Below are 20,068 nucleotides of genomic sequence, written 5' to 3'. Positions count from 1 at the left end.
AGTCTCCAACCTCAGAAAATAATTTGATCAAGTTCAACCGTTCTCTTAGAAAATAACACGGAAGAGTCCATACAATAACAAGATGGAACCAAGAACGATCCGGTATTTCCCAAAGACGGTGAAATCATGATTTTTCACATAATCTGTCAAGAAGCGAATGGCGTACATGCTGACTACGAAGGCCACTCCCATCGCTACCAGTAGAATAAAGAGTTGTCCCAGTGCAAGCGAATGTCCGCCAAGAGCGAATTTTCCAACCTTTAAGAGGCTAGCCCCAAACATAGCTGGAATCCCCAAATAAAAGGTAAATTCTGTCACCACTGGGCGGCTAACACCATTGATCAAGCCACCTACAATCGTAGCACCTGAACGGCTTGTTCCTGGAAATAGCGATAAAACTTGGAAGAGTCCGATATAAAGAGCTGTTCGATAAGGTAGCTTATGCAATTCCGTTACTGCTGGCTCAACTTGTTCTCGTCTTTCCAGATAGATAAAGGCAATCCCGTAGGTGATCAACATAATCGCAACGGAAATCGAATTGTGAAAATGCGCCTCAAACCAATCATCTAATTTAAAAACAAAGACAAGAGGGAGGGTTGCAACCGCAACTTTTGCCCATAATTGCCAGGTCCGACGTACTTCTAGTGGAGATTTACCAGGTTTGAAGGGATACAATTTATCGAAATAAATCACCACAACCGCTAGGATCGCTCCCAATTGGATCACAACATTGAACATCTCCATAAAGGCTGGATCTTGATTTTTAAACTGCACAAAATCCTGTAACAGAATCAAGTGACCTGTACTTGAGATCGGTAACCATTCTGTAATCCCCTCGACAATCCCAAAAAGAACCGCCTTGATTAATTCGATCAGAAACATCTTTTTCTCCTAAACTTACATTTGCTCTATTATATCATAAATCTATGGACTGGACCAGGCCTTCTAAACTAGAAGGGAAAGAGCGACCAAGACCATTCTTAGTGCTACTTAGAAGGCACCAAAGCCTCCTCCGCCTCCTCCGCCAGAGAAACCTCCTCCACTACCAGAAGAAACCGTGAAATGACTAGCTGTCGATGCTGTCGATCCATAAGTAGACATGGCATGACTTGAGTGGGTCACATCATGATAGAACGGGGTGTAAACGAAGGCGTTTAAGGCTTGATTTTCTAAATGAATATTCCGAAGTTTCATGACCTTTGTGACCTGATCAGCTACACCATACAAGGCCGCATAGACCAATAAGCGATTCCATAGGACCAGAGACTGCAACTCTGCATCGTTGAGGTGGGCAATCTCTTTCAACATCCGACCAAAACTATCCCAGTAATAGCGTTGCTCAGCACCCGCAAGATTGACAACCCCATCTCGTAGGCAGGCTTTAAAGACACCATTGAAGCGCACTGGCATAAACCAAAGTATGAGGATCCCTATCAAACAAGGAACAGAGAACCAACCCATCCCAAAGATAGCAAAGATTTCTGCTCCAAGAGCGATAAACCAAGCAGCCCAACCAAAGAAGAGACTTCGTCTAGCTTGTGCTTCTTCATTTGCCTCTAAAGGGCGATAGTAGCTTGGCAAATGGAGATCTTCCACCTTGCGATGAACATCTCGGGCCACTTGGTTGACAGCCGTATCAAAACGAGCCTGAGCCTTACTTCCTAGTGAACGAATCGCATCTTGATCTGCTTTTTTAGCATGTTTGTATACATCATCACTAAATTCATAATTCTCAAAGAGACGGTTAACAGGACAGGAAACTTGATCCCCAAAAGCCATATTCATAAAGGAGCGTTCAAAATCATCCACATGTCCATGAGACTTTCTCGTCAAAACGACTTCATTTCCTTGTTGCTCGTAGACAATCACTCCACGATCCATCAAATCCAGCAATGTAGCTTGAAGCATTTTTTCAAATGTAAACACTGGCGGAGTTGCCTTCTCTTTATTGGTCGGGGAGGCCTCGTCTAATTCAGCTGAATAAACAACCGAGCTCATAACAAGAGGTGCAATATCCTGTGGAATCTCATAAAGACTAGTATTGGTCGGATAGGTCACACCAGGCCAAATCATTTTTTTGAACCGATTGCGACCCAAGAGAGAAAGAAGCCAGAGTGCAATAATGAAGGCTGGCAAGATCCAGTTCCAAAACATGCGTGTCCAGTATTTTTCCTGTTCAATTTTAGCTTGGTTCTTGTGAAATTCATCCAATTTGGTTAATCCTGTATTTCGACCAGAATCATACAAAGTAGTTAGATCTGACTTCAACCAGTAACCATACAACTCCACAGCCTTTCCTTTGCCTAGGTTATAGAAAGTGGCAGAATAGATTCCATCTTCTTTCTTTACAGTCACATCCGGTCCCATAAAGGCTGTATGGATATACAGTTCCGATTGGGCATTAGCTGGTGCAAACTTAGGGATGACACGAAACTGAACTTCGTCCACCTTCTGATCGCCATCAGTAATTGGTTTCCAATTCAACTGCAAGATATCCTTATGTGAATAGAGGAGATTTTTTAATTTCCATGTGACTTTTATTTTGACAGTATCTGTCGCTACACCACTGTTATAAATTTTCACTCGGTAGCCATCACCTAGATTCGTAATCTCGGGTTCTCTTTGAAGATCACGACCTTCCACCTCAACCTTTGGCGGTATCTCAATTGCAAAGCCTTGTGGCATGTTCCCCGCAGTTCCTAGGCTAACATACTGCCCTCTATAAGAATCTTTGAAATAATAAACCAGTTCTTCCTCATAGGTGGCGTCGTCCCAAGTGTCCAAGGTCAAGGTTCCACCATAGTAAAGTACATCATAAGATGGGCTAGATGCATGGACATTCTGACTGACAAAAAGACAGGCCAGAAAGGCAAAAAAAACATACAAATACTTTTTCATTTGATCACGCTCCTTTGTATTATTATAGCATTTTTTAAATAAAAAGAGGACCATGTTTGAAATGCAACCTATTTTACTGTACAATAGGAGAAGTTAAAATAAGGAAGAGGAGAAAAAATGAAAAAAACATTATTCGCGCTCTTAACAGGGCTTTTCATTTGCCTGGGGATCACACAGGTTGCTCATGCAGATGACTATTTACGAATCGGAATGGAAGCGGCCTACGCTCCTTTCAACTGGACCCAAGAAGATGATGCAAATGGAGCTGTTAAAATTGACGGTACCAATCAATATGCCAATGGGTACGATGTCCAAATCGCCAAAAAAGTTGCTGAGGATTTAGGTAAAAAACCTTTGATCGTGAAAACATCTTGGAACGGTTTAATTCCAGCACTCACATCTGGTAAAATCGATATGATTATCGCCGGGATGAGTCCCACTGCTGAACGTAAAAAAGAGGTCGCCTTCTCTAATAGCTACTATACCAGCGAGCCGGTCATGCTGGTCCGCAAAGACGGAAACTATGCGAATGCCACTAGTCTAGATGACTTTAAGGACGCAAAGGTTACCTCTCAACAAGGGGTCTACCTCTACTCGCTTATTTCTCAACTCAAAGGGGCAAAACAAGAAACCGCCATGGGAGACTTTGCTCAAATGCGTCAAGCGCTTGAATCCGGCGTCATCGATGCTTATGTTTCCGAACGACCAGAAGCCCTAACCGCTGAGTCCGCTAATTCTAAATTTAAGATGATCCAATTCAAAAAAGGATTTGAAGTTGGAGAAGAAGATGCGACCATCGCTATCGGGATGAAGAAGGGCGACACTAGAATTGACCAAGTCAATGCCGCACTAGCTAAGATTTCGTCTGAAAACCAAGTCAAACTCATGGATGATATGATTAAGAAGCAACCAGCTTCCAGTGATGCTAGTGATGATAAGCAGACATTCTTTAGCCAAATGATGAAGATTTTAAAGGATAATGGCCCACAGTTCTTACGAGGAACGGGTATGACCCTCCTCATCTCCATGACAGGGACCATTGCTGGTTTGATCATCGGTTTGTTAATCGGTGTCTTCCGAACAGCTCCGAAGGCTAAGAATAAATTCCTTGCTGGATGTCAAACTGCCTTTGGTTGGTTCCTCAATGTCTACATTGAAATCTTCCGTGGAACTCCGATGATCGTTCAATCCATGGTCATTTTCTATGGTTCCGCCCAAGCCTTCAACATTTCCTTGGATCGTACCTGGGCCGCCATCTTTATCGTATCCATCAATACCGGAGCTTACATGAGTGAGATTGTTCGTGGTGGGATCTTAGCAGTGGATCCAGGTCAGTTTGAAGCAGCGACTGCTCTAGGAATGACCCATGGACAAACCATGCGCAAGGTCGTCCTTCCACAGGTTGTTCGCAATATCTTGCCAGCAACAGGGAATGAATTTGTTATTAACATCAAGGATACATCTGTTTTGAATGTTATCTCTGTAGTTGAATTGTACTTTACAGGAAATACGGTCGCAACTCAAAACTACCAATACTTCCCAACCTTTACGATCATCGCTGTGATTTACTTCGTTCTCACCTTTACCATCACACGAATTCTTCGCTACATCGAACGTCGCTTAGATTCTGATACTTATACTACAGGTGCCAATCAAATGCAAGTCAAGGAGGTGAAATAATGGCAGAAAAAATTCTTGAAATCCAACATTTAAAAAAATCTTATGGTCAAAATGAGGTTTTGAAAGATATTTCGCTCACGGTTGAAAAAGGAGAGGTAATCTCCATCATCGGGAGCTCTGGTAGCGGAAAATCAACCTTTCTTCGCTCCATCAATCTTCTAGAGACTCCTACTGCCGGAGAGATTCTCTATCGTGGGCAAAATGTTCTTGATCCTGAGTATGATCTTACCCACTACCGCGAGAAATTGGGAATGGTGTTCCAAAGCTTTAATCTCTTTGAAAATTTAAATGTCTTAGAAAATACGATCGTTGCACAAACGACCGTCCTCAAGCGTGATCGTGAAACCGCAGAAAAAGTTGCCAAAGAAAACCTTGAAAAAGTCGGTATGGGATCTCAATATTGGGCTGCCCGTCCGAAACAACTTTCAGGAGGCCAAAAACAACGGGTTGCTATCGCGCGTGCCCTTTCCATGGATCCTGATGCCATCCTCTTTGATGAACCAACTTCCGCCCTGGACCCTGAAATGGTTGGGGAAGTTTTGAAGATCATGCAGGACCTCGCTAAAGAAGGTTTGACCATGATCGTCGTAACCCACGAAATGGAATTTGCCCGTGATGTCTCTAGCCGTGTCATCTTCATGGACAAGGGGGTCATTGCTGAGCAGGGAGATCCAAAAGAAATCTTTAGTAATCCCAAAGAAGAACGGACCAAGGAATTCCTTCAACGCTTCTTACACTAATCTCTTGAAACAGTTTGCTTACCAGTATGGAAGCAAGCTGTTTTTTGTACCTCCTCTTCTTTTAAGGCATAGAAAAAAACCAGAGAGGAAACTCTCTGGTTTTCAATTGGAACAACAAATTAATCTTCAAATTTTTGATGATTTTTGTCATAAAAATCAATCAATCCAAGTGCAGTTTCAAACGAGATGTTCTTTACTTTTGCACGTCCTTGAGCCAAGGCAATGATAGACATTTCACGGGCATTTGTTTCTTTGCTGATACGATACCCTGTAATTTTCTTATCACGTACCCATCCAACAACTGATTCTACTTTTTCAAAGTTCGATTTAGCCATGATCTTTCTCCTATATTATTATTTCCAATACTAATATAAATTTTTTTGCACATTTTGTCAACTAAAATCGCTGAAAATACGAACCTTTTTTAAAAAATGATAAAAAGTTTACTTTGCTTTCAGGGCTGATAATATTTGTGTACGAATGTTTTCGACGCCATCAGGGTTTGCTGGTAGGAAAATCGTATTATTCCCTTCTTTATCTGCAAAATTATTTAAGGTATCTAAGTACTGGTTGGTTAAGAGAATAGACATGATTTGTTCTTCGGTCAAGTCTACATTCGCACCTTTTAACTCTTTAATAGAGTCTGCCAATCCATCGACAATGGCCTTCCGTTGCTCGGCAATACCAACCCCGTGCAAACGGTCTTTTTCCGCCTCTGCTTCGGCAGCAGTAACGATCTTAATCTTGTCTGCTTCTGCCAATTCCTGAGCTGCCACGCGTTTTCTTTGCGCTGCATTGATCTCGTTCATGGATTGTTTCACTTCGGCATCTGGCTCAACTTTGGTGATCAAGGTTTTAACAATAATATATCCATAAGTTGACATTTCTTCTGCCACTTGTTTTTGAACTTCAAGAGCGATTTCATCTTTTTTCTCAAATAATTCATCCAAGGTCAACTTAGGCACAGAAGAACGAAGAGCATCTTCAATGTATGATTTAATCTGTGATTCTGGACGCATGAGTTTGTAGTAGGCATCCTTTACGTTGCTTTCGTTCACTCGGTATTGCGTCGCCACATTCATGGTAACGAACACGTTATCCTGAGTTTTTGTTTCAACCACGATCTCACTCTGCAAGACGCGCAATTGAACTCGTGCGGCAATTTTATCGATGCCAAAAGGCGCTCTCATATGAATGCCACTATCGCTAATTTTTTGATAACGTCCGAAACGCTCGATGATGACAACTGATTGTTGCTTGACCACATATAGTGAGCTAATCACAATGAATCCTGCAACCATTAGCAAGAATAAAATAAAGATAAAAAATCCAGGCATAAAAAATTCCTCCTTTTAATTTACGCATATCATATCACAAGTCTTCATAAAAAAGCAATATATTCCATAAAAATATATTGCTTAAATAGTCGATTATTTCTGCATGATACTCAGACCAGCATATTATAGAGAGTTTCATTGCCGTTCAAGTTAATGAAAGACGGATCAAAACGCTCAATACGATTGACCAAACCTGCATAGTCATGCTTATTGGCCAAAGTAACCCCAATCAAGACAGGGCCTGTTCCCTTACTAGCACGCTTGATGTATTCAAAACGTGTGATATCATCATTTGGCCCTAAGATATCATTTACAAATTCGCGAAGAGCTCCCGGACGTTGTGGGAAGTTGACGATAAAGTAGTGTTTGACCCCATCGTAGATCAAAGCCCGTTCTTCCATTTCAGGCATACGGTTGATGTCATTGTTCCCACCTGAGATAATACAACAAATGGTTTTCCCCTTGATGTATTCGCGCAAGATTTCAAGGGATGCCACACTGGCCGCTCCTGCTGGTTCAGCTACGATCCCTTGTTTGGAATAAAGATCAATCAAGGTCTCTGAAATCAAGCCTTCATCGACCCCAACCAAAGTTTCCACATGTTGACGGGTCACTTCATAAGTCAATTGTCCCACTTTTTGCACAGCAATCCCGTCTGCAAACTTATCGATTTCTGGTAATTTGACGGGACCACCTGCTTCAAAAGCAGCCTTCATGGAGCGCGCTCCTTCAGCCTCTACCCCAATGACCTCAATCCGAGGCTCTGTTTCTTTGATGTAGGTAGAAACACCTGAAATGAGGCCTCCTCCACCAACAGGAACAAGGACAGCATCAAAGGTAATCGATTCTTTTCGAGCTTCCTCAAGAATTTCATAGGCCACTGTTCCTTGGCCAGCCTGTACGTGTGGATCATCAAACGGGTCAATAAAGGTCCGTTTTTCTGCGAGAGTAAATTCTTGGGCCGCCTTAGCTGATGCATCAAAGGTATCCCCCACCAACTTAATCGTTACATAGTCCCCACCAAAGAAGCGGACTTGGCCGATCTTTTGTTGCGGTGTTGTAATCGGCATGAAGATGGTTGCTGGAATCTTCATTTCATTACAAGTATAAGCAACTCCTTGCGCATGGTTTCCCGCAGAAGCACACACCACCCCACGCTCACGCTCTTCTTTAGAGAGTTGAGAAATTGCAAAATACGCTCCACGAATCTTGAACGAACGAACACGTTGGGCGTTTTCTTTTTTCAAATAAATCTTTGCCCCATATTTTTCAGATAAATAGTGGTCGTATTCAAGGGGCGTATTGACAACGACTCCACTTAATATTTTATGGGCCTTAGCCACATCTTTTGCTGTTATCATTTCATACCTCTGTTGCTGTGTATTGATCAAAAAAGCAAGCTAGGGTGTCCCAACTTGCTTAGTCTTCTACAGACAATTAGTTGTAGATTTTGAAGGCGTCATCGTCGTTTTGACCAACGAATGGCATTGCTTTACGCAATTCAGCACCAACTTTTTCAATTTCAAGTTCTTCAGCTTGTTTGCGGAAGGCTTTCAAACGTGGGAAACCAGCATCGTGGTCTTCAACGAATTCACGTGCAAATTTACCTGATTGGATATCAGCAAGGGCAGCTTTCATGTTTTCTTTTACTTCTGGACCGATAACACGAGGACCAGTTACGAAATCACCAAATTCTGCAGTATTTGAACATGATTGACGCATTTTCTTGAAGCCACCTTCGTAGATCAAGTCAACGATCAATTTCATTTCGTGAAGGACTTCGAAGTAAGCCAATTCAGGTGCATAACCAGCTTCTGTCAAAACTTCAAATCCAGCTTCGATCAAGCTTGTCAAACCACCCATAAGAACGGCTTGTTCACCAAACAAATCTTCTTCTGTTTCTTCTTTGAAGGTTGTTGAAAGAAGACCAACACGTGCTGAACCAACACCTTTTGCCCAGTCCATTGCAATGTCTTTCGCATTACCAGTAGCATCTTGGTAGACAGCGTAAAGTGCTGGTACACCAAATCCTTCAGTGTAAGTACGACGTACCAAGTGACCTGGTCCTTTTGGTGCAACCATGAAGACATCTACGTCTTCAGGAGCTTTGATGTAACCAAAGTGGATATTGAAACCATGGGCAAAACCAAGAGCTTTACCAGCGCTCAAGTTTGGAGCGATTTCATCTTTGTAGATATCTTTTTGGATTTCGTCTGGTGCCAAGATCATGATGATATCAGCCAATTTAGTTGCTTCTGCAACTGGGTAAGCTTCAAATCCATCTTCTTTTGCTTTATCGAATGATTTACCAGGACGCACACCGATGATGACATCATGACCTGAATCACGCAAGTTTTGTGCGTGTGCATGACCTTGTGAACCATAACCGATTACGGCGATCTTTTTACCATCAAGTGCTGGTACTTTAACGTCTTTTTCGTATTCCATTTGAACTGCCATAAGTAAAATCTCTTTTCTATTTTATTATTTGCCTTTTTAAGGCGGGGTTAACAATGTTAAGGTGAGAATTAATCTCGAGTAAATCCGGTTGCACCGGTGCGGGCGATGTTTTTAATCCCATACGGTCGAATAACACGAATGAGGGCTTCGCTCTTTTCTGCATTTCCCGTCATTTGAACGGTGATAGAGCTTGGGGCTACATCGACCACGGTCGCACGGAAAGGTTGAATAATGGCCAAGATTTCCGCCCGCTTCTCAGCAGGTGCAGAAACTTTCACCAGGATCACTTCGCGCTCCAAGTGTGGTTTATCAGTGATATCCCGGACACGGATCACATCCACTTGGCGGTTGAGCTGTTTGATGATTTGCTCTACTTCATCATGCGAAGCAACATCAATGATAATGGTAATCCGCGATACATTAGGGTTTTCTGTTGCGCCAACAGAGATGCTTTCGATATTGACTTGACGTCTCGACAAGACTCCAGTAAAGCGGTTCAGAACACCTGATCGGTTTTGAAGTTTGGCTGTTAACATTCTACGCATTAAACTTCACCCCCAACATCTCATGATTACTCTTACCAGCTGGTACCATCGGCAAGACATGCTCTTTCCGAGAAATGTCTACTTCGATGAACATTGGTACATCTTCTGTGATGACTTCCAAATCCTTCTCAAGAGTTTCAGGATTATCAAATTTATAATTCTTGATCCCGTAAGCTTGCGCCATCAATTGGAAATCCGGAAGGCTATCAAAGACTGACTCTGACGTCCGACCATCATAGAAGGCTTCTTGCCATTGACGGACCATCCCAAGCGAGTGGTTGTTGAGCATAACGACCTTGATCGGAACCTTATAAATATTTAAGATCGCTAATTCTTGGTTGGTCATTTGGAAACCACCATCTCCGACAAAGAGAACAACTTCTTTATCTGGATTGGCAATTTTCGCTCCGATAGCTGCAGGAACACCGAATCCCATCGTTCCTAGACCACCAGATGTTACCAATTGGCGCTCATTTTGGTAAGGATAGTATTGAGCCGCCCACATTTGGTGTTGTCCAACGTCTGTGACGACAATAGCGTCACCCTTGGTCAACTCTCCGATGCGTTCGATCACAGCTTGTGGTTGCACAACCCGTTCTTTCTTGTCGTATGAACGAACCCGGTTCTTATCTTGGGTCACCTTTTCAATCCATTTTTCTGTGTTGTTATGAACCGTTGGCTCTGCTAGCAACTGTTGCAAGGCTTTCTTTGCATCGCCAACAACAGGAATGTCGACAGCAATGATCTTCCCAATCTCTGCAGGATCAATGTCAATATGGGCAACCTTAGCATTTTTAGCGAAAGTCTTTGGATTCCCTGTCAAACGGTCATCAAATCGACAACCAACACTGATCATGAAATCTGTCTCTGTCATAGCGATATTGGCCGCGAAGGATCCGTGCATTCCTCCCATCCCTAGGAAAAGAGGATGACTGGTCGCAATCGTTCCTTGACCTAACAGACTGGTCACTACTGGAATCTGATAGCGCTCTGCTAGAGCAATCAACTCTTTTGCAGCTCCAGCGTAACTCACCCCACCACCAGCAAGAAGAACTGGTTTTTTAGCCTTACTCAATTGCTTCAAAATCTTTTTGATCTGCAATTCATTGGGTTCAATGGTAGGCTGGTAGCTTGGAAGCTTCACACTTGGTTCATAGATAAAATCTGTCTCTAAAGCAGACACATCCTTTGGAAGGTCAATTACCACCGGACCAGGGCGTCCAGTCGTCGCAATATGGACAGCTTCTGTGATAATTCGCGGAATATCTGCCGTCTCACGTACTTGATAGTTGTACTTGGTAATGGGCATGGTAATTCCCACGATATCCGCTTCTTGAAAGGCGTCTTTCCCGATCCCAGCACGATTGACTTGACCAGTGAAGACTAATAGGGGAACGCTATCGCTCATGGCATCTGCAATCCCTGTAATGGCATTGGTAGCCCCCGGTCCACTAGTGACGACTGCGACACCCAGCTTTCCAGTTGATTTAGCGTAGCCTTCAGCCTCATGCAAGCATCCTTGTTCATGACGACCCAAGATATGCTGGATACCCTCAAAGCTATAGATGGCATCGTATAAAGGCAAAACCGCTCCACCAGGATAACCAAAAATCGTGTCAATGCCCAAATCACGCAGGGTTTCAAGAACGAGCTCTGAACCGGTTTTTGCAGTTTCTAAGGTAATTTTCTCCATGTCTCTCCTTTCCAGTACTTTGTATATCAAATTAGCATGCTACTATCATACCATTTTTAGAAAATATTTCAAGGAAAAATAGTAAATTTTCTGAATTTTCTATCCAAATCCGAATAATGAGAGTTTTTCTAAAAATGCTAGGTCTATCAGAAAAAAAGTCCCTAGGAACTCCTAGAAACTTTTCTTCCTTATAACCAACCCTTTTCTTGGGCAATTTTTGCTGCCTCAGTCCGGTTTTCCGCATCCAATTTGGTCAGAATGGTTGACATATAATTGCGGATGGTCCCGTTTGAGAGGAATAAGCGATCAGCAATTTCTTGGTTAGAAGCCCCTTTTGCGACTTCTTTTAAAACTGCCTTTTCTTGAGGGCTTAGAGGATTGGGATGGGTCAAAATCCCTTCCATTAATTCAGGCGAATATTCTTTTTGCCCTGCTAATACTGCATGAAGAGTCGCCATTAAATCTGTGATGCGACGTTCTTTCAAGACATAGGCATCAACTCCAGCCTTGAGGGCCCGCTCGAAATAGCCCGGCCGCTTAAAGGTGGTAACGATGACAACCTTGAGCTGGGGTTGTTGGCTTTTGGCCCATTCCAACACTTCTAGCCCTGTTTTGATGGGCATCTCAATATCTAGGATAGCAATATCAACTGGATGGGTTTCGAGTAAGCGAATAGCTTCTTGTCCATCGCCAGCCTGCAAGACATCTTCCACATCCTCTTGCAGGAGCAAGAGCTGACAGAGAGCATCGCGCAACATACTTTGGTCTTCAGCAACTAATAAGCGCATCTTATTTCCTTTCTTGATAGGGGATCCGTATTTCTATCCGGGTCGGCTTGTGTTGATGACTGATCTCCAGCTCTCCTCCCAACAAGGCAATCCGTTCGCGAATCGAGTGCAGGTCCTTGTCGGAAACTTTGTCAAAGCCGATGCCATTGTCTTCTGCGACCATTTCCACTCCTGTCTCGGTGGAGCGATAAGAGAGAAGAGCCTGCGTCGCTTTGGCGTGTTTGATCATATTGGTAGCTAATTCCAGAGATACCATGGCCAGAGCAGATTCTAGAATCGGCGAGATGCTGGCTGTATCAAGCTCATTTTGAATCTCCACTTTTACTTGCGCCACTTCCAGCATTTGCTTGACGGTTTCTAGCTCTCTTGCCAGGGTTCGCTGCTTCAAGTTCTCGACAATCTCTCGGACTTGGTGCATGGACTCTTGACTGATGGCTTGAATCTCTTGCACCTGCTCCTTAGCCTTCTCAACCTGGCCCAATGCCAAGAATTGATCAGCTAGGTCCGCCTTGACACTCAGCATGGCAAAGGTGTGTCCTAGACTGTCATGCAGATCACGGCCAATCCGATGGCGCTCGTTTTCTGCCAGCAAGAGATTGATCTGGGCGTTTTGCTTGGCATGGTCAGCTTTCAACTCTTCCATCATCTCCATCCGAACCATACTAAAGGTCATAACCGCGATAAACAAAGAGACGATCAGGACAAAAAGCCAATCATTTTCTCTCATCTCCCTATTAAATAACAGGGCTCCAAAAAGGATCAGTAGTGATCCAACAGCCGTCCAAAGAAAGGGCGAGCGAAAATCGCGAATCCCTAAACGATAGAGCAAAATATTGCTCAGATAATAGTAAAACCAACAAAAGCTAGTTCCAACAAAAAAGGTATTTCCTGCAATATACAGCAGAAGATAAATCCAAAAAAGCCAGGTCAGTTTCTTATTTTCAGTAATGAGGATTCCTAGATAGCTTATCATAAAGAAGATGGCTAAAAAGAAATGCCACCAGGGAATCTGCCCCAAGAAAATAGAAGCAAAGGGAAAGGCCATAAAGATTAAGCCTACGTAAAACATATGGTGAATATGTTTGAGTTTTTCAATCATGAACGAACCTCAGAATGACGACGATAGACGATAACAAGGGCAAACAAGACCAGGGTAAACAAGGTTAAATAGGCACTCGCAAAGACATTAACCTGCCCCTTGTTTAAAAAGGTCTTAATCAGTTCCATCAATTGATAGGTTGGTAAGCATTTGCCAATGGCTTGCATCCATTCTGGAAAGAGACTAATGGGCATCCACAGTCCACCCATGACAGCCAGTCCCATGTAAAGGAGATTCCCCACAACAGACATCAATTGACTAGAAGGAAGCAGGGTCAAGACCAGACCGATCGCTACAAAAGCTAGACTTCCTAAGATGAGAAGGAAGGTTGCTAAGACCCAATCCTGTAGGGACATATTCACATGCCGCACCACATGGCCCACGGTAAAGACAACTCCAATCGATAGGAGAAAATCGACAAAGAGACCCACAACCTTTATTAGATAATATTCTACCATAGATACGGGGGTATGGTGCAAGACTTTTTGCCAATTATTGAGTCGATCGGTTTCAAGAACGGTTGGAAAAGAAAAGATAGCCGTAGACATCATGGAAAAAGCCGTCATGGAGAGGAGATAATCCCTCATAAAGTGAGCGGGGGCCCCTGGCGTGTCCTGGTACATCCCTGAAAAGAAGAGATAAAAGGCCGTGGGCATCCCAATTGATAACAAGTAATAAATGGCCTGGCGACTGGTCAAATGCCACTCAACCACGCCGAGAGCTTTCATGCGTTTCATCTTCTCTACCTACTTCCTTTGTATTTTCAAAAATAGAATCCAATAAACTTCGATTGGTTACTTCGATTTCTTGGATCGAACATCCTTCTTCTTGCAATCGCCTCCACAAACGATTAGCATCCCGTGTCACAACCTGAAGGGCATCGGGTTTAATGACCACTTCACCAACGTCTTTCATCTCTGCCACTAGAGCTTGGTAGCGCAAAGGCAGGGTAAAATGTTTTTCTACCTCTTCGCTTCTCATAGCGAGAGGTGTCGTATCCCGAAGCAAATGGCCCTGGTGCAAGACCAAAATTCGATCAGCCGTGTGCTCTACTTCCTCGATGTAATGCGAAGAATAGACAATGGTCACACCCTCTTCCTTTAAATGCCCGACGATCTCCCAGAAGCGTTGGTGAGTGGACGTATCCATTCCCGCAGTTGGCTCATCTAAGAAAAGTAAGCTAGGACGACCAATCAAGGTTAGAACAAAAGATAAGAGACGCTTTTGACCACCAGACAACTTACTAGCCAATTGCTTCTTTTGTTCTGAGCTAAAACGTAATAAATCATCGATTTCTTCCCCTGTTAAGGGTTGGGGATAAATAGAGCGAAAGAAGTTGATCAGTTCCTGCACGGTTAACTTTTGAACGATGGCATTCTCTTGAGGGAGATAGGTTACACTAGCCTTCAACTGAGGATGACCAGGAGCCTTCCCCTCTACTTCAATGATCCCAGAAGTCGCCTTCCTATCTCCCAGAAGACAGTTCATCAAGGTTGTTTTCCCAGCTCCGTTTGGCCCGATCAAGGCCAGACAATCCCCCCGTTCAACCGCAAAAGAAAGATCTTCTAGGATCACCTTTCCTTTGATACTTTTGTTCAAGTTCTCTACTCTAATGACGCTCATGATACTCTCCTTTCAAGCAGGCTTGGCTAGCTGGAATGATGACAAAAACAACCAAGGTCACTCCCGTTTTGTTCATTGCTCCATTTCCTTTTTAACCGCCTTGACCATTTTCAAAACTTCCTGGACTGCCCAGCTCATGATGCCAATCCCAGCAAATAATTCCCAAGGAAAATGGTAATAGAGACTATCATCCTTTGAAAAGATCAAATAGACGACCATCCCCACCACTGTTAACGTAAACACTTTATAGAACCATTGTTTCATTTTTCCTTACCTCTTACTTTCTGACTATATTATAGCGAAAGAAAATAACAGCCACTAGATAATTTTGTCACTGGCTCACATGACAAAAGTCACTAAAAAAAGCCGAGTGACTTCACTCGACTTTTTCTATTCTTCTTACTGGCCTTCTTCTTTCATGCCATGCAGTTTCAAGGCCTTGACCAAGGCATCTGCCTTCATGTTTTTCAAATCATTGAGACCAGCATCTTTGAAGTAAGAAATTTCTTCTAGAGACTTGGCATCAATTTGGTTGATGTCAATCACACTGGTTGAGAGCAATTTTTTCTCTGGGGTGACTGTGTATTCCAAACTAAAACCGGGAACGGTTTTTAGCTTCTTATAGTCTTCATTTTGCTCCAGCAAAGCTTGAATGGCTGCTGTGAGCTCTTCAGGTGACTTTTCTGCTGCGATGGTCCCAAGTTGTTGGGGCAGATCGGCCGTCACTTCGATGCGAAGGTTTTCAACCTTGTCTCCCTTAGACTTGATGATATCCCGGTGTTTTGTTCCATTGATATCTCCTACTAAGGTTGTGGTTTTTTCTTCATTTTTTACTTCTTTTTTAACAGAGGAACTGCTAGATGAGCTAGCGGTTGTAGTTTTCTTTGTTTGGGATTGCGAACAACCAGTCAATACCAAAATGGCTAGCCCAAGGGTTACAAAAAATTTCTTCATTTTTATAACTCTCCTTTCACATACTGATACCAGTATAACATATCGCATCTTTCTTGTCTAAAAACTCCACTTCTCAAACCATTTCCCCCTCTTTTCAAGCTCTTCCATTTGAATAAAAAACTGATGAATGTGAGACTTTTTGCAGAAACCTCTTTTTCTCACGAATAAAGCTTCCGTGTAGGGGTCACTTCAATCTCAATTCCTCTGAATCACGCTGATTTCATAGGGAATCTCCTCGTTTTTCTATATACAAAAAAAGGTTCCGAAAGGAACCTTCTGTTCAATTATTCTACACTAAACAAGTATGGGTAGACAGGTTGGCCACCTTGGTGGATTTCTACTTCTACATCTTCGTATTTTTCAGCAAGGGCTTGGGCCAATTCATTTGCCAACTCCTCACTGCCGTCTTCACCGACATAGATGGTCACAATTTCACTGTCTTCATCCAACATATGAGCGAATGTTTCTTCCAAGGTTTCCATCATATCTGGATTTGAAACAACGATTTTGCCATCGACCATTCCAAGATTATCATTTTCATGGATTTCAAGCCCATCAATAGTGGTATCGCGAACTGCTGTCGTTACACTACCAGACACAACATCACTCAATGAAGCGCTCATGCGTTCGTAGTTTTCTTCGATCGACTTGCTTTCATCAAAGGCAAGAAGACTAGTCAATCCTTGAGGGATGGTCTTGGTCTCAACAACTGCTGCAGGTTGATCAATCACTTCTGCTGCAGATTGAGCCGCCATCAAGATATTTTTGTTGTTTGGCAAGATAATAATGTTGCGCGCATTCAACTCTTCAACTGCTTTGACAAAGTCTTCTGTTGATGGGTTCATGGTTTGACCACCAGAGATGATGTAATCAACCCCTTGCGCTTTAAAGATATCAGCCAATCCATCACCAGCAACTACTGCGATGATGGCATATTCTTTTTCTTCAACTGGCTTCGCTTGACGTTCTTCTTTTTCAACTTGCGCTTCGTGTTGGTTACGCATGTTGTCGACTTTCACCTTGACCAAGCTTCCGTACTTAAGACCTTCTTGCATGACAAGACCTGGATCTTCTGTATGGACGTGAACTTTGACAATCTCATCGTCATTCACCACCAATAGGGAATCCCCAAGGTTGTTCAAATAGTTACGGAATTCATCATAATCGAAGTCTTTGACATAGGTTGGACCTTGTTTCAAAGCGACCATGATTTCTGTACAGTAACCAAACTTGATGTCTTCAGTAGCCACATGGCCAGCAACTGACTTGTGGTGTTCTGCATTGATCATTTCTGACATGGTTGCAGGTGTTGCTTGGAACTCTTCAGAAGCGATGAATTCACCTGTCAAAGCTGACAAGAATCCTTCATAGATGAAGACCAAACCTTGACCACCAGAGTCTACCACGCCAACTTCTTTCAAGACTGGCAACATATCTGGAGTCTTCGCAAGAGCTGTTTTAGCTCCTTCAAGAGCGGCACGCATGACTTCTACTGCATCGTTGGTAGATTCTGCTTTTTTCTTGGCCCCGATAGCTGCTCCACGAGAAACCGTCAAAATAGTCCCTTCAACTGGCTTCATAACGGCTTTATAAGCAACTTCTACCCCAGACTGGAAGGCTGCTGCAAGTGCTGCTCCATCCAATTCTTCTTTGTCTTTGACACTTTGAGAAAATCCGCGGAACAATTGAGAAGTGATGACTCCTGAGTTCCCACGCGCCCCCATCAAGAGACCTTTAGCGAAGATCCCTGCCGCTTCTCCAACAGTTGATGCAGAACGGTCAGATACTTCTTTGGCCCCATTTTCGATGGTCATTCCCATATTAGTCCCTGTATCTCCATCTGGTACAGGAAAGACGTTCAAAGAGTTTACATATTCCGCTTGTTTATTTAAGCGCGTAGCCCCCGCTTGAACCATTTCTTGAAATAAACTTGTAGTAATATTAGCCACGATTATTCTCCCACAATCTTGATATTTTGAATATAGACATTCACAGTATCCGTAGTGATTCCAAGTTGATTTTCCAAACTAAATTTCACACGTTCTTGAATATTTTTTGAGACTTCGCTAATCTTTGTTCCATAGCTCAAAACAGTGTAAACATCAACTGCGATAGTTCCTGCTTCCGTTGTTTTGACAACAACACCTTTAGAGAAGTTTTCTTTCCCTAGGAGGGCTTGGAAATTATCTTTGATCGCATTTTTGCTGGCCATTCCAACCACACCGAAGATTTCAGTAGCGGCACCGCCTACAACAGTTGCGATAACCTCATCAGTCAATTCAATTTGACCGTCCTTTGTATTGATTTTTACTGTCATAATTTCTACCTCAAAAGTATTTTATATTCTATTTTACCATAAAAGAGATCAACTGTAAAAGGGTAGGGACTATTCTTCTCCCACTGTGACAGCTGTCTCTAGAGAAAAAGAAAAGGGAGTGGGAAAGAACTCCGATTCGTTCAAAAGAGTTCGTTTTCCCACCCCCGCACAGTTGATTAGGAAGTACGAATGTTTCAAACATGAGTAGTTCCAATCAACCACTGCGTCATACTACTATTCCTATCAAAAAGCGAAGGCTGGACACTTTATGCCCAGCCTTCTTTCTTTATTAAACGCGTTCTACTTTACCAGATTTCAATGCACGAGCTGAAGCCCAAACTTTTTTAGGTTTACCATCGATAAGGACAGTTACTTTTTGAAGGTTTGGTTTTACGGCACGTTTTGTTTGGTTCATAGCGTGTGAACGGTTGTTACCTGATACAGTCTTACGACCTGTGAAATAACATACTTTAGCCATTTCTGTGTTTCCTCCTATTAGATCTAATATAACGGATGTGCTAGCACCACATACCGTACTATATTACCAAAAAAAATCTCTCTTGGCAAGCTTTTGGCCAAAGTTTTTCATTTCCGACTTAAGAAAACGAATTCGCTCCGACATAGATAATTTCCAGATTTCCTAAGGAAACATCGCCCGTAATGTAGAAATCCTTGCTTGTCAGAGCACTTGGATTTTCCTGATGTTGGATCGCTGAGAGGGAATTATCCACATTTAAATGGACACGCCAATCACTTGGTACATAGAGACTCAAACTTCCAAGGGAAACATCGACAACAAACTGAGCAGATGGACCCTCGATGCGGCAATTGTCAAAATAAACCGATGCTTCTCCCATACTCACATCTGCACTTCCGCGGGTAAAGTGTTGGTCATTGAGATATTTTGTCACTGTTGAAAAAGTGACATCAATGTCATTGCCATCCGACTTACTCAAGGACCCAGCAGAATAGGAAGCTAGGCGGACTTTTGTTTTCTTAGAGGGTTTAAACAAAATGTTGAGCCCAATCACAGCGAGAATTGAGGAAAGGATGACAACCGAATTGGACACCGGAAGGAAATGGTATTGCCCATTGAGACAAAAGAGGGCTAAAAGTCCATAGATGAAGCCCCAACCAAAATGGCGTTTTAAGAAACTAGAGAGGGACAGGACGGCAAGCAAGGTAACCCAAGCTAAGGTCCAGATGCTGATGTCCCATTTTACAAAATAGCCCTGTAAAAGGATTAAGGCTGCTAAAAGGATTAAGAATACTCCGATTAATTTTTTTCTCATGATATTACCTCATTTCATTTAGTCGTTCTTTTAAGAGTTGATAGTAGCGTCTGGATACGTGAACCTGCTTATGGGTCTGATAGAAATTGACCGTGCTGGTTCCTGAAAAAGACTTTTCTAGAGAATAGATCTGCTTGGCGTTGACAATGGTGGATTTGGATATCCGACAAAAGGCGATGGGAAGCAGCTCCTCCAACTCATAGAGCTTCTGCTTAACCTCATAGGCCTCGTCCTTGGTGTGCCCAAAAATCTTCTCCCCGTCCGTCTCAAAAAAGAGGATCGATGCCACATCCAGAAAATACTCACTTCGATCCTTGTAGAAGGCCAAAGGAGCGACCTTTTGTTCTAGGATTCTCTCTTGCAGCTGGGTCAACTCCGGGGTCAAGCGCGGAGCTCGAATCAAGATCTCAGGCTCGTCCATAGATGGATCCAATTCGATTCTAACTTTCATAAAACTCCTTTCCCAACGTTTTGATAGTACCATTATAACAGCTGTTGAAAACAAAACAAGGGCTTTTCAGTAAGCGGAACGTTTTCCCCATCAAGAGGTAATTTTTGAGAAGTAAAAGAGAGAGTGGGACAGAAATCGGTAATTCGTTAGAATTCGATTTCGTCGTCCCACCTCCGCACAGTTGAGTAGGG

At 42.9% G+C, this 20,068-nt stretch carries 21 protein-coding genes; 2 read left to right on the top strand and 19 right to left on the bottom strand.

Translation table 11 applies throughout. The annotated features are described in order from the left end of the window. Window positions 1-45 precede the first annotated feature (45 nt). Together H7T97_RS07970 and H7T97_RS07965 are read right to left on the bottom strand one after the other, a co-directional pair. Window positions 46-882 carry an undecaprenyl-diphosphate phosphatase gene (locus H7T97_RS07970; protein ID WP_013904699.1) on the bottom strand — a complete coding sequence of 279 codons (837 nt, stop codon included), beginning with the start codon at window positions 880-882 and terminating at the stop codon, window positions 46-48. A gap of 108 nt (window positions 883-990) precedes the next feature. Continuing rightward, window positions 991-2,898 carry a DUF2207 domain-containing protein gene (locus H7T97_RS07965; protein ID WP_195529688.1) on the bottom strand — a complete coding sequence of 636 codons (1,908 nt, stop codon included), beginning with the start codon at window positions 2,896-2,898 and terminating at the stop codon, window positions 991-993. A 117-nt stretch (window positions 2,899-3,015) separates the two neighbouring features. Here H7T97_RS07965 and H7T97_RS07960 point away from each other — a divergent pair, with 117 nt between their 5' ends. Further along, on the top strand, window positions 3,016-4,578 hold the full coding sequence (locus H7T97_RS07960) for an ABC transporter substrate-binding protein/permease (RefSeq protein ID WP_070505441.1): 1,563 nt from the start codon (window positions 3,016-3,018) through the stop codon (window positions 4,576-4,578). After that, window positions 4,578-5,318 (top strand): amino acid ABC transporter ATP-binding protein, encoded by a 741-nt coding sequence (locus tag H7T97_RS07955; RefSeq protein WP_003010256.1) that lies wholly within the window; start codon window positions 4,578-4,580, stop codon window positions 5,316-5,318. The genes H7T97_RS07960 and H7T97_RS07955 overlap by 1 nt, the downstream gene beginning before the upstream one ends. A 119-nt stretch (window positions 5,319-5,437) precedes the next feature. Here the strand turns inward: H7T97_RS07955 and H7T97_RS07950 are convergent, their stop codons facing one another. The 17 genes from H7T97_RS07950 to H7T97_RS07870 all read right to left on the bottom strand — a co-directional run bounded on the left by H7T97_RS07950 (window position 5,438) and on the right by H7T97_RS07870 (window position 19,877). Next, window positions 5,438-5,653 carry a capsule biosynthesis transcriptional regulator gene (locus H7T97_RS07950; protein WP_003004771.1) on the bottom strand — a complete coding sequence of 72 codons (216 nt, stop codon included), beginning with the start codon at window positions 5,651-5,653 and terminating at the stop codon, window positions 5,438-5,440. A 108-nt stretch (window positions 5,654-5,761) separates the two neighbouring features. Next, window positions 5,762-6,655 carry an SPFH domain-containing protein gene (locus H7T97_RS07945; RefSeq protein ID WP_195529687.1) on the bottom strand — a complete coding sequence of 298 codons (894 nt, stop codon included), beginning with the start codon at window positions 6,653-6,655 and terminating at the stop codon, window positions 5,762-5,764. 110 nt (window positions 6,656-6,765) lie between these two features. Then, window positions 6,766-8,016, bottom strand: a complete 1,251-nt coding sequence (gene ilvA / locus H7T97_RS07940) for a threonine ammonia-lyase IlvA (protein ID WP_021154480.1) — start codon at window positions 8,014-8,016, stop codon at window positions 6,766-6,768. A 76-nt stretch (window positions 8,017-8,092) separates the two neighbouring features. Continuing rightward, entirely contained in the window at window positions 8,093-9,115 is a 1,023-nt protein-coding gene (ilvC, locus tag H7T97_RS07935) for a ketol-acid reductoisomerase (RefSeq protein WP_003004157.1), read from the bottom strand. A 68-nt stretch (window positions 9,116-9,183) separates the two neighbouring features. Next, a complete protein-coding gene (gene ilvN / locus H7T97_RS07930) occupies window positions 9,184-9,660 on the bottom strand; it encodes an acetolactate synthase small subunit (protein ID WP_003010242.1) in 477 nt (158 codons plus the stop codon). Continuing rightward, on the bottom strand, window positions 9,653-11,353 hold the full coding sequence (locus tag H7T97_RS07925; RefSeq protein ID WP_003004603.1) for an acetolactate synthase large subunit: 1,701 nt from the start codon (window positions 11,351-11,353) through the stop codon (window positions 9,653-9,655). The genes ilvN and H7T97_RS07925 overlap by 8 nt, the downstream gene beginning before the upstream one ends. A gap of 188 nt (window positions 11,354-11,541) precedes the next feature. After that, window positions 11,542-12,141 carry a response regulator transcription factor gene (locus tag H7T97_RS07920; RefSeq protein WP_049485788.1) on the bottom strand — a complete coding sequence of 200 codons (600 nt, stop codon included), beginning with the start codon at window positions 12,139-12,141 and terminating at the stop codon, window positions 11,542-11,544. 1 nt (window position 12,142) lies between these two features. Next, complete coding sequence (locus H7T97_RS07915) at window positions 12,143-13,240, bottom strand: sensor histidine kinase (RefSeq protein WP_070665173.1); 1,098 nt, start codon at window positions 13,238-13,240, stop codon at window positions 12,143-12,145. Continuing rightward, window positions 13,237-13,977: an ABC transporter permease gene (locus H7T97_RS07910; RefSeq protein ID WP_070665171.1), complete on the bottom strand. Its 741-nt coding sequence runs from the start codon at window positions 13,975-13,977 to the stop codon at window positions 13,237-13,239. The genes H7T97_RS07915 and H7T97_RS07910 overlap by 4 nt, the downstream gene beginning before the upstream one ends. After that, window positions 13,946-14,863 (bottom strand): ABC transporter ATP-binding protein, encoded by a 918-nt coding sequence (locus H7T97_RS07905; RefSeq protein WP_201089989.1) that lies wholly within the window; start codon window positions 14,861-14,863, stop codon window positions 13,946-13,948. Before H7T97_RS07905 ends, H7T97_RS07910 begins: the two co-directional genes overlap by 32 nt. 72 nt (window positions 14,864-14,935) lie before the next feature. Further along, window positions 14,936-15,127 carry a hypothetical protein gene (locus H7T97_RS07900; RefSeq protein WP_070665169.1) on the bottom strand — a complete coding sequence of 64 codons (192 nt, stop codon included), beginning with the start codon at window positions 15,125-15,127 and terminating at the stop codon, window positions 14,936-14,938. Window positions 15,128-15,262: 135 nt separating this feature from the next. Continuing rightward, window positions 15,263-15,817 (bottom strand): SP0191 family lipoprotein, encoded by a 555-nt coding sequence (locus H7T97_RS07895; RefSeq protein WP_049483529.1) that lies wholly within the window; start codon window positions 15,815-15,817, stop codon window positions 15,263-15,265. A gap of 284 nt (window positions 15,818-16,101) precedes the next feature. After that, complete coding sequence (locus tag H7T97_RS07890; RefSeq protein ID WP_070665167.1) at window positions 16,102-17,766, bottom strand: DAK2 domain-containing protein; 1,665 nt, start codon at window positions 17,764-17,766, stop codon at window positions 16,102-16,104. Between the two features lie 2 nt (window positions 17,767-17,768). Then, the gene (locus H7T97_RS07885) at window positions 17,769-18,134 is read right to left on the bottom strand and encodes an Asp23/Gls24 family envelope stress response protein (RefSeq protein ID WP_003004393.1); all 366 of its coding nucleotides are present in this window, start codon (window positions 18,132-18,134) and stop codon (window positions 17,769-17,771) included. Between the two features lie 289 nt (window positions 18,135-18,423). Next, complete coding sequence (rpmB, locus tag H7T97_RS07880) at window positions 18,424-18,612, bottom strand: 50S ribosomal protein L28 (protein ID WP_001140948.1); 189 nt, start codon at window positions 18,610-18,612, stop codon at window positions 18,424-18,426. Between the two features lie 118 nt (window positions 18,613-18,730). Further along, on the bottom strand, window positions 18,731-19,426 hold the full coding sequence (locus H7T97_RS07875) for a LiaF transmembrane domain-containing protein (protein WP_201089987.1): 696 nt from the start codon (window positions 19,424-19,426) through the stop codon (window positions 18,731-18,733). Between the two features lie 4 nt (window positions 19,427-19,430). Beyond that, the gene (locus H7T97_RS07870) at window positions 19,431-19,877 is read right to left on the bottom strand and encodes a LytTR family DNA-binding domain-containing protein (RefSeq protein WP_003004160.1); all 447 of its coding nucleotides are present in this window, start codon (window positions 19,875-19,877) and stop codon (window positions 19,431-19,433) included. Between the last annotated feature and the right edge of the window lie 191 nt (window positions 19,878-20,068).

Origin of the sequence: Streptococcus parasanguinis (genome assembly GCF_016648925.1) — a bacterium.
Taxonomy (GTDB): domain Bacteria; phylum Bacillota; class Bacilli; order Lactobacillales; family Streptococcaceae; genus Streptococcus.
Note: the sequence above shows the minus strand (reverse complement) of the source record. Positions and strands in the feature narration are given on the sequence as shown.

Excerpts from the sequence above, each read along its gene's own strand:
- ilvC (WP_003004157.1), bottom strand. The coding sequence starts at position 9,115 with ATGGCAGTTCAAATGGAATACGAAAAAGACGTTAAAGTACCAGCACTT.
- H7T97_RS07970 (WP_013904699.1), bottom strand. The coding sequence starts at position 882 with ATGTTTCTGATCGAATTAATCAAGGCGGTTCTTTTTGGGATTGTCGAG.
- H7T97_RS07945 (WP_195529687.1), bottom strand. The coding sequence starts at position 6,655 with ATGCCTGGATTTTTTATCTTTATTTTATTCTTGCTAATGGTTGCAGGA.
- H7T97_RS07950 (WP_003004771.1), bottom strand. The coding sequence starts at position 5,653 with ATGGCTAAATCGAACTTTGAAAAAGTAGAATCAGTTGTTGGATGGGTA.
- H7T97_RS07905 (WP_201089989.1), bottom strand. The coding sequence starts at position 14,863 with ATGAGCGTCATTAGAGTAGAGAACTTGAACAAAAGTATCAAAGGAAAG.
- H7T97_RS07910 (WP_070665171.1), bottom strand. The coding sequence starts at position 13,977 with ATGAAACGCATGAAAGCTCTCGGCGTGGTTGAGTGGCATTTGACCAGT.
- H7T97_RS07955 (WP_003010256.1), top strand. The coding sequence starts at position 4,578 with ATGGCAGAAAAAATTCTTGAAATCCAACATTTAAAAAAATCTTATGGT.
- H7T97_RS07925 (WP_003004603.1), bottom strand. The coding sequence starts at position 11,353 with ATGGAGAAAATTACCTTAGAAACTGCAAAAACCGGTTCAGAGCTCGTT.
- H7T97_RS07960 (WP_070505441.1), top strand. The coding sequence starts at position 3,016 with ATGAAAAAAACATTATTCGCGCTCTTAACAGGGCTTTTCATTTGCCTG.
- H7T97_RS07915 (WP_070665173.1), bottom strand. The coding sequence starts at position 13,240 with ATGATTGAAAAACTCAAACATATTCACCATATGTTTTACGTAGGCTTA.
- H7T97_RS07965 (WP_195529688.1), bottom strand. The coding sequence starts at position 2,898 with ATGAAAAAGTATTTGTATGTTTTTTTTGCCTTTCTGGCCTGTCTTTTT.
- H7T97_RS07895 (WP_049483529.1), bottom strand. The coding sequence starts at position 15,817 with ATGAAGAAATTTTTTGTAACCCTTGGGCTAGCCATTTTGGTATTGACT.
- ilvA (WP_021154480.1), bottom strand. The coding sequence starts at position 8,016 with ATGATAACAGCAAAAGATGTGGCTAAGGCCCATAAAATATTAAGTGGA.
- H7T97_RS07875 (WP_201089987.1), bottom strand. The coding sequence starts at position 19,426 with ATGAGAAAAAAATTAATCGGAGTATTCTTAATCCTTTTAGCAGCCTTA.
- H7T97_RS07870 (WP_003004160.1), bottom strand. The coding sequence starts at position 19,877 with ATGAAAGTTAGAATCGAATTGGATCCATCTATGGACGAGCCTGAGATC.
- H7T97_RS07900 (WP_070665169.1), bottom strand. The coding sequence starts at position 15,127 with ATGAAACAATGGTTCTATAAAGTGTTTACGTTAACAGTGGTGGGGATG.
- H7T97_RS07920 (WP_049485788.1), bottom strand. The coding sequence starts at position 12,141 with ATGCGCTTATTAGTTGCTGAAGACCAAAGTATGTTGCGCGATGCTCTC.
- ilvN (WP_003010242.1), bottom strand. The coding sequence starts at position 9,660 with ATGCGTAGAATGTTAACAGCCAAACTTCAAAACCGATCAGGTGTTCTG.
- H7T97_RS07885 (WP_003004393.1), bottom strand. The coding sequence starts at position 18,134 with ATGACAGTAAAAATCAATACAAAGGACGGTCAAATTGAATTGACTGAT.
- rpmB (WP_001140948.1), bottom strand. The coding sequence starts at position 18,612 with ATGGCTAAAGTATGTTATTTCACAGGTCGTAAGACTGTATCAGGTAAC.